Origin of the sequence: Micromonospora tarensis (assembly GCF_016803395.1) — a bacterium.
GTDB lineage: Bacteria > Actinomycetota > Actinomycetes > Mycobacteriales > Micromonosporaceae > Micromonospora > Micromonospora tarensis.
Map to the genome: position 1 here is coordinate 1 of NZ_JAEVHL010000286.1, position 7,474 is coordinate 7,474.

Here is a 7,474-nt window from a genome sequence, read left to right on the forward strand (position 1 = left end):
GCCGCCGGGCCGGTCTCCTTCGTCGCGCTCGTCGCACCGCACCTGGCGAGCGGCTGACCGGGCGCCGGCCCGAACCTGCTGCCGTCGCTGGCCGTTGGCGCGGCGCTGCTGGTCGGCGCCGACCTGCTGGCCCAACGCGCGTTCGCCGGGCACCAACTCCCGGTCGGTGTGGTGACCGGCGTGCTCGGCGGCGGCTACCTGGTCTGGCTGCTGGCGATGGAACGCCGGGCGGGCCGGCTGTGAACACCCGTGACGCCCTCGAAGGAGCACCCATGCGACCCGGCGACTCCCGGCTCGGCGGCAAAGCGCTGACCCTCGCCTACGACCAGCGCGTCATCGCCGAGAACCTGACCGTGGCGGTGCCGGACAACTCGTTCACCGTGATCATCGGTCCGAACGCGTGCGGCAAGTCGACGCTGCTGCGCGCGCTGTCCCGGATGCTGCGCCCGAGCGCCGGCGCGGTGCTGCTGGACGGGCGGGACATCCACGACCAGTCGGCCCGCACGGTGGCCCGGACGCTCGGCCTGCTGCCACAGTCGTCGATCGCCCCGGACGGCATCAGCGTCGCCGAACTGGTCGCCCGGGGCCGCTACCCGCACCAGGGGCTGCTGCGGCAGTGGTCGCGCGAGGACGAGCGGGTGGTGGCCGAGTCGATGGCCGCGACCGGTGTCGACGACCTCGCCGACCGGCCGGTGGACGAGTTGTCCGGCGGGCAGCGGCAGCGGGTCTGGATCGCCATGGCGCTGGCCCAGCAGACTCCCCTGCTGCTGCTCGACGAGCCGACCACCTACCTGGACATCGCCCACCAGATCGAGATCCTGGACCTCTGCGCCCGGTTGCACGAGGAGCAGGGCCGCACCCTGGTCGCGGTGCTGCACGACCTGAACCACGCGGCCCGCTACGCCACCCACCTGATCGCCATGCGCGACGGCCGGGTGGTCGCCGCCGGGCAGCCGGCGTCGGTGGTCACCGCCGACCTGGTGGCCGAGGTGTTCGGGTTGCCCTGCCGGGTCATCGACGACCCGGAGACCGGCACCCCACTGGTCGTCCCCGCCGCCCGCCGCCGGGTCGCCGCCACCGCGCGGGAGCGGGCATGAGCGGCCGGCGGTTCCGCGACCCGTGGGGCGTGCCGCACCTGCGGGCCGCCGATCCGCTCGCGCTCGGCGGCGGCGCAGGGCCGGGTGACCGGGTACGACCGGGCCTGGCAGATCGAGGTGGAACGGCACCGCGCGAAGGGCACCAGCGCGTCCTTCCTCGGCGCCGACGCGCTCGGCTGGGACCGGTTCGTCCGGCAGGTCCGGCTCGACGACACCGCCCGCCGCTGCCACGCCGCGCTCGACCCGGCGACCGCCGCGTGGGTGGACGCCTACGTGGACGGGGTCAACGCGGGTCTCGCCGCGGGCGCGGCCCGGTCACCGGAGTTCGCCGCCAGCGGGCTGACCCCGGGCCGGTGGGAACCGTGGACGCCGCTGGCGGTCTGGTTGGGCCACCACATCCTGTTCGCGGGCTTCCCCGGCAAGCTCTGGCGCGAGCACGTGGCGCAGCGACTCGGGCCGGACGCGGTCGACCTGTTCGCCACCGACGGGCCGGCCGTCGCCGGCAGCAACGGATGGCTGCTCGCCGCCGAGCGCACCGGCACCGGCGCCGCGCTGCTCGCCGGCGACCCGCACCGGTTCATCGAGGTTCCCGGCGTCTACCAGCAGATCCGGCTCTCCTGCCCGGAGTACGACGTGGTCGGGCTGGCGGTGCCGGGCGTACCGGGAATCGCGCACTTCGGGCACACCGGCGGCGTGGCCTGGGCGATCACCAACGCGATGGCCGACTACCAGGACGTGTACGCCGAGCGGCTGCGCCGCGACGGACCCCGGGTGCGGGCACTCGGCCCGGACGGCTGGCGACCGGCGCACCACCACGTCGAGACGATCGAGGTGGCCGGGGCCGACCCGGTCGAGGTGGAGGTGGTGGAGACCGACCGTGGCCCGGTGATCGCCGGCGGGCCGGACGACGAGACGGCGCTCAGCCTGCGCTACCCGCCCCGGGTCCGGGGTGACCTGGGCTTCGCGACGCTGCCGGAGCTGTTGCACGCCCGCACCGTGGCCGATGTGGACCGGGCGCTGCGGCACTGGGTGGAGCCGGTCAACGTGGTGCAGGCGGCGGACACCGCCGGTGGGCTGCTGCACCGGGTCGCCGGTGCGGTGCCGGTGCGGCACCCGGAGAACGGCCGGCGGGTGGTGCCCGGATGGGACAGCGCCCACGACTGGCACGGCTGGTACGCGCCGATGCCTCGGGCCGAGGTGGTCGGTCGGGCGGTGATGGCCAACGAACGCGGGTTGGCCGCGCCGCTCGGGGTGGAGTTCGCCCCACCGCACCGGGCGCGCCGCATCGCCGAGCTGCTCGACGCCCGCCCGGGCTGGACGGCCGACGAGCTGGTCACCGTAAACACCGACACGTACCTGGGCGCGGCCGGGCCACTGCTGGCGGTGTTGGCCGAGTTGACGGGGCTCCGCCCGGTCGCCGCCGCGCTGCGCGAACGGTTGCTGCGCTGGGACCGCCGGATGGCCGCCGACAGCACCGACGCCGCGGCGTACGCCATCCTGCGGGCGGCCGTCGTCCGCCGGATCGCCGCCCACCCGGCGCTGGCCGCGCTGGCCGAGGCGCCCGCGTACCCCGAGGTGTTCGCGCCCTGGTTGGTGCTGACACCACGGGTCGGTTTCGCGCTGGCGCACCTGCTCGATCCGACCCGGCTGCCCGGCCTGGACATTCCCGCGCTGGTGACGGCGGCGACCGAGGAAATCGGCGAGGCCACGGCCGGGCGGGTGCCCTGGGGGGAGCTGCACCGGCTGGCGGCGTGGCGGGCCTGGCCCGACCCGGACACCGGGCCGGGCCCTCGCCTCGACGGTGACCACGACTGCGTGTTGGCCACCTCCAGCGTGCCCGGGGTCACCCACTGGTGCTTGCGGGGTCCGGCGGCGCGTTTCGTCTGGGACCTGGCGCGGCGCGAGGACAGCCGCTGGGTGGTCCCGTCGGGGGCGTCCGGGGTGCCCGGCGACCCGCACCACGACGACCAGAGCCCTTTGTGGCTGGCCGGTGGGATGCTCCCGGTCGTCACGGACTGGGACCGTCTCGTCGAGGAGTCGGACGAGGACTGAGCACGGCCGACACCACGACGCCGCCGCCGGGACGCGTGCGGCGCCCCGGCCGGCGGCCGGTCCCGGTGGCGTCAGCGCAGGCCGAACGCCCGGGTGATGTGCTGGCTCACGGTGTTGCCGGCGGTGTCCCGCGCGGTGGTGCGCAGGCTCACGAAGCCGGCCTTCGCCGGTGCGGCCAACGAGGTACGCCAGCCGTCACCGTGCCGGGTCAGCCGCTGCTTCTGCCAGGTCTTCCCGTCGTCGTAGGACACCTCGACGGTCACCGCGCCGATCGTGCCGGTGACGTCGGGCAGGTGGGAGGCGACCACTGTCAGCGGTGCCCGCCGCGACGCCCTGCCGGCGGAGTCGATGGCCACCTGGTAGTCCAGTTGGATCATCGGCAGCACCGCCGCCGACTCCGCCCCGCTGGCCGCCGAGCTGAAGCCCCACTCGGTGCGGGTCTGCCGGGAGTACGGGTTGGTCCAGGCCGCCCGGTCGTTCTCCACCACCAGCCGGTACGGCAGTCGCCGCGCGGGCAGACCGGAGACCTGGAGGTATTCGGCGTTGCCCCAGTTCAGCTCCTGGTCGCCCTGGTAGAGGGTGGTCCGGTTGACCATGTCGAAGTTCGCGTACGCCTCGCCGATGTGGCCGCCACCGTCACCCCACCCGGGCGCGGGCAGGTAGAGGGTGTCCAGGTACCGCACGGGCACGTAGCCGCCGCCCATCCGGGGGCGCTGGATCGGCCCGAACCAGGTGACAGTGCTCGGCTTGCCGGCCGGATACGTCGTCACCGCTTGCAGGTGCTGGCCGGTCTCGCCGGCGATGAACGCGTCGTCGAGCCACCGCTGGTCGGCGCTCACCCAGTCGGTCCGCCGGCCCTGCGCCGGGGCGGGCTCCTGGTTGCTCGACGCCCAACCCCGCCAGACGTCGGTGCGGAACTCCAGCGCCTTGCCCTGCCGGTAGTTGCGGAACTCCACGTCCACCCGGGCGAGCTGCCGCGTCGTCGGCCGGTAGCTGGGGTCGGCCGGCACCGCGCCGGCCCAGTGGTGCGCCACGTCGTACAGGTAGCTGGTCTCCGGGTGCGACTCGACGGTCAGCCGCGCCGGGCCGTGCTCCAGCGCGCCGACGAGCTGGTCACCCTCGTCGGCGGTGAGGGTGGCGACGGTCACCGGGGCCGGGCTCTCCGGGCTCCACGGCGCCTCGTCCCACGGCTGGAGCCGCCCGACGCCGTCGTTGACCACCAGCAGCAACTTGGCTCCGGCCGCCGCGGCGGCCCGCGCCTGGGTGGCGATGTCCACCGTGTCGCTGCGCCGGACGACCACCGCCCGGTCGCGGACCGGCCGCCTGGCCAGCCCCGTCGCCGACGCGTCGGCGACGTACACCGCGTCGAGCTGGTGCCGGCCGGCCGGCAGCGCCGGGGTGGCCCGCTTCACCAGCAGGTCGTCGTACGACCGACCGCCCACCGCGACGGTCAGCGCCGGCTGCTCCAGCCGCCACCGGGCACCGAACTCGAACTCGCCGTCGGTGACCGCACTGCCGGTCGGTGACGCCCACATGCTGTCGTACGAGTCGTCGGGCAGCACCTGGCTCTCGGTGAGACTGGCGCCGGTGGACCGGTGGATGTCCATCCGCAGCGAGGTGGCGGTGGCCTCCTGCGGCACCTGGGCCCGCACCTGACGGGCGGCGCGCGCGTCCAGGGTGACGGTGCGGTCCCGGTCCAGGTTGACGTCGACGAAGCTGAGCATCGCCATGCCCTTGGCGTGCGGCCCGTTCGCGCCCCGCACGTCGGCGGAGATCCAACCGGACCAGCTCGCCACCGGCAGCCGCAGCGTGGCGGTGCCGCTCTCGGGCAGGTCCACGGCGGTGAACAGGCCATCGGTGGTGAGGATGACCTTGCCGGCGAGCGGCTTGCCGTCCCGGTCCTTGGCGACCAGCGTCAGGTTCTGCCGCTGCCCCTCCTTGCCGGCCCCGATCAGGGTGCGCCCGCGCACCGCACCGGCGTCGTCGGTGGCCACGATCATGCCGCTGACCTGCTTTTCCACCGGCAGTTTGTCGTACCCGGCGGTCACCGTGACGGTGGCGGTGCCGCCCGCCGGCACGGTGACCCGGTCGGCGGAGAGCGAGAACAGGCCGGCCGGCGCGGTGGCCGCGTCGAGGGTCAGCTTCAGAGCGACCGGAGCGCTGCCGACGTTGGTGTAGGTGACCGTACGGTCGACGGTCATGCCCGGCTGCTGCGGCCACGCCTGGAAACCGGAGTAGGCGCTCGGGGTGGCGAAGACGGTGGCGTGCGCGGCGGCGACTGCGTCGACTCGACCGGCCCCGGCCTGGTACGGGGTGTACTCGGGGGTGGCCTTGACCGTGCTGACCAGCGCTTCCTTGATGCGCTGACCGGTCCAGTCCGGGTGCGCGGCGGCGACCAGCGCGGCCGTGCCGGCCACGTGCGGGGTGGCCATCGACGTGCCGCTCATCAGCGTGTAGTCGCCGGAGCCGCCGCGCACCAGGTGCGAGCGGGCGGCCAGGATGTCCACGCCGGGTGCGGTGATCTCGGGCTTGAGCCCACCGTCGCCGGCGCGCGGGCCCTGGCTGGAGAAGTCGGCGAGGTGGTCGTGGCGTCGACCGCGCCCACGGTGAGCGCGGAGTTCGCGGCACCCGGGCTACCGATGCTGGCCGGGCCGCTGTTGCCGGCGGCGATCACGAAGAGGGCGCCGGTCTCGGCGCTGAGCCGGTCGACCGCCTGGCTCATCGGGTCGCCGCCGTCGGTGGACTCGCCACCCAGGCTCATGCTGACCACCCGGGCCTTCTGCTCCCGGGCCGCCCACTCCATCCCGGCGATGATCCAGGAGTCCTGCCCGCTGCCCTCGCTGTTGAGCACCTTGCCGATGTGCAGCCGGGCGCCGGGGGCGACGCCCCGCTCGACACCGCCGGAGGCCGCGCCGGTGCCGGCGATCGTCGAGGCGACGTGCGTGCCGTGCCCCTTGTAGTCGAGGATGTCGGGCTCGCTCGGCACGAAGCTGTGCGACTCGGCGATCTGACCGGCCAGGTCCGGGTGTTCGGCGTCCGCCCCCGAGTCGAGCACCGCGACGTCCACCCCGGTGGCGGTGTTGCCCTCGGCCCACAGCCTCGGCGCGCCGATCTGCGCGGTGGAGTCGGCCAGGTTGGCGTGCACCCGGCCGTCCAGCCAGACCTTGGCGATGCCGTTGGCGAGGGTCGGCGCGTCGCCGGTACGCCGGGTCGAGCCGGCGGTGAGCGCGGTCCAGAACCGTTCGGCGGTGGCGCGCTGCCGGGTCAGCGCCGCGCCCCGCACGCTGTCCAACGGCCGGACCAGTTCGGCGCCGTCCACGGCGGGGCGGGTACGGTCGCGCGCCGCCGCGTCGGTCATGGTGACGATCAGCGGCAGCGCGTCGGTGTGCGCGTCGTCGTAGCCGTCGGCGATGAGCTCGGTGACGTTGAACAGTTGCCGGTCCAGCACCCCGCTGGTGACATAGGACAGCGCGGCGTCCGGGTAGACGTAGGTGTCGCCGTCGAGCACGGTGCGGTGGAAGGTCGGGGTGCTGCCGTCCGGCCGGCGCACTGTCGAGACCGTGCTGCCGTCCGCCGAGGTGCTGACCGTGACCGTGTCACCGGTGATCAGGGTGACGGTGGACGTGCGTCCGGCGGCGGCCGGCGGCTGGCCGGCCGGTCGGTCGGTGGGGTGCGGCGGGGCGGCGGCAGCCCTCGCAGCGCCGGGTGCGGTGAACCCGGCCGCCAGGGTGAGGGCGGCGCCGAGGGCGATCAGCCCGGTTCGGCGACGCCGGTGAGACAGAGCCACGATGACCTCTTTGCGTCGAGAAGTGGTACGCAGCACAGCATCGGCGTAACAACCGCCTCTTCACCTGGCCGCTCCCCGACGCGTTTACGCCATGGCGCAAACCCGCCACCGGCTCACGTCGTGGGTGCTCCCACGGTGGTCAGCTCGGCCAGGCGGTCCAACTGGGTGGGGTCGGAGAGGGCGGAGCCGACCGCCACCACCCGGACCCCGGCGTGCAGGAACGCCCCCGCGTTGCCGGCGTCCAGGCCGCCGGTCGCTACGAAGCGCACCTGCGGCAGCGGGCCGGCCACGGCCTTGAACCACGCCGGCCCGAGGGAGATCGCGGGAAACGCCTTGAGCCAGGTGAGGCCGTGCCGCAGCGCCTGCTGGACCTCGGTGGGGGTGGCCACACCGGGCAGGTGCGGCAGACCACGTGCGGCGGCGGCGTCGGCGACCGCCAGGTCCAGGCCGGGCGCGACGGTGAACCGGGCGCCCGCGTCGGCGGCCGCGGCGACCTGGTCGGCGTCGAGCACGGTGCCGGCGCCGACGATCCGGTCGC

Annotated in this window: 2 protein-coding genes and 3 pseudogenes; 3 read left to right on the forward strand and 2 right to left on the reverse strand. The window is 74.8% G+C overall.

The features are described 5' to 3' along the window. From JM949_RS31480 to JM949_RS31490, 3 genes and pseudogenes are all read left to right on the forward strand, one after another. Nucleotides 1-243: pseudogene (locus tag JM949_RS31480) on the forward strand (iron chelate uptake ABC transporter family permease subunit); the annotation flags it as partial. 29 nt (nt 244-272) lie between these two features. Next, the gene (locus JM949_RS31485) at nt 273-1,097 is read left to right on the forward strand and encodes an ABC transporter ATP-binding protein (protein WP_203151747.1); all 825 of its coding nucleotides are present in this window, start codon (nt 273-275) and stop codon (nt 1,095-1,097) included. Continuing rightward, a pseudogene (locus JM949_RS31490) lies at nt 1,094-3,149 on the forward strand (penicillin acylase family protein). The gene JM949_RS31485 and the pseudogene JM949_RS31490 overlap by 4 nt, the downstream one beginning before the upstream one ends. Before the next feature lie 71 nt (nt 3,150-3,220). On the opposite strand, the pseudogene JM949_RS31495 reads toward JM949_RS31490, so the two are convergent. Together JM949_RS31495 and JM949_RS31500 are read right to left on the reverse strand one after the other, a co-directional pair. Further along, nucleotides 3,221-6,507 (reverse strand): annotated as a pseudogene (locus JM949_RS31495) (S8 family serine peptidase). A 542-nt stretch (nt 6,508-7,049) separates the two neighbouring features. After that, the coding region (locus tag JM949_RS31500; protein WP_203151748.1) for a bifunctional 4-hydroxy-2-oxoglutarate aldolase/2-dehydro-3-deoxy-phosphogluconate aldolase at nt 7,050-7,474 on the reverse strand (425 nt) is incomplete at its 5' end.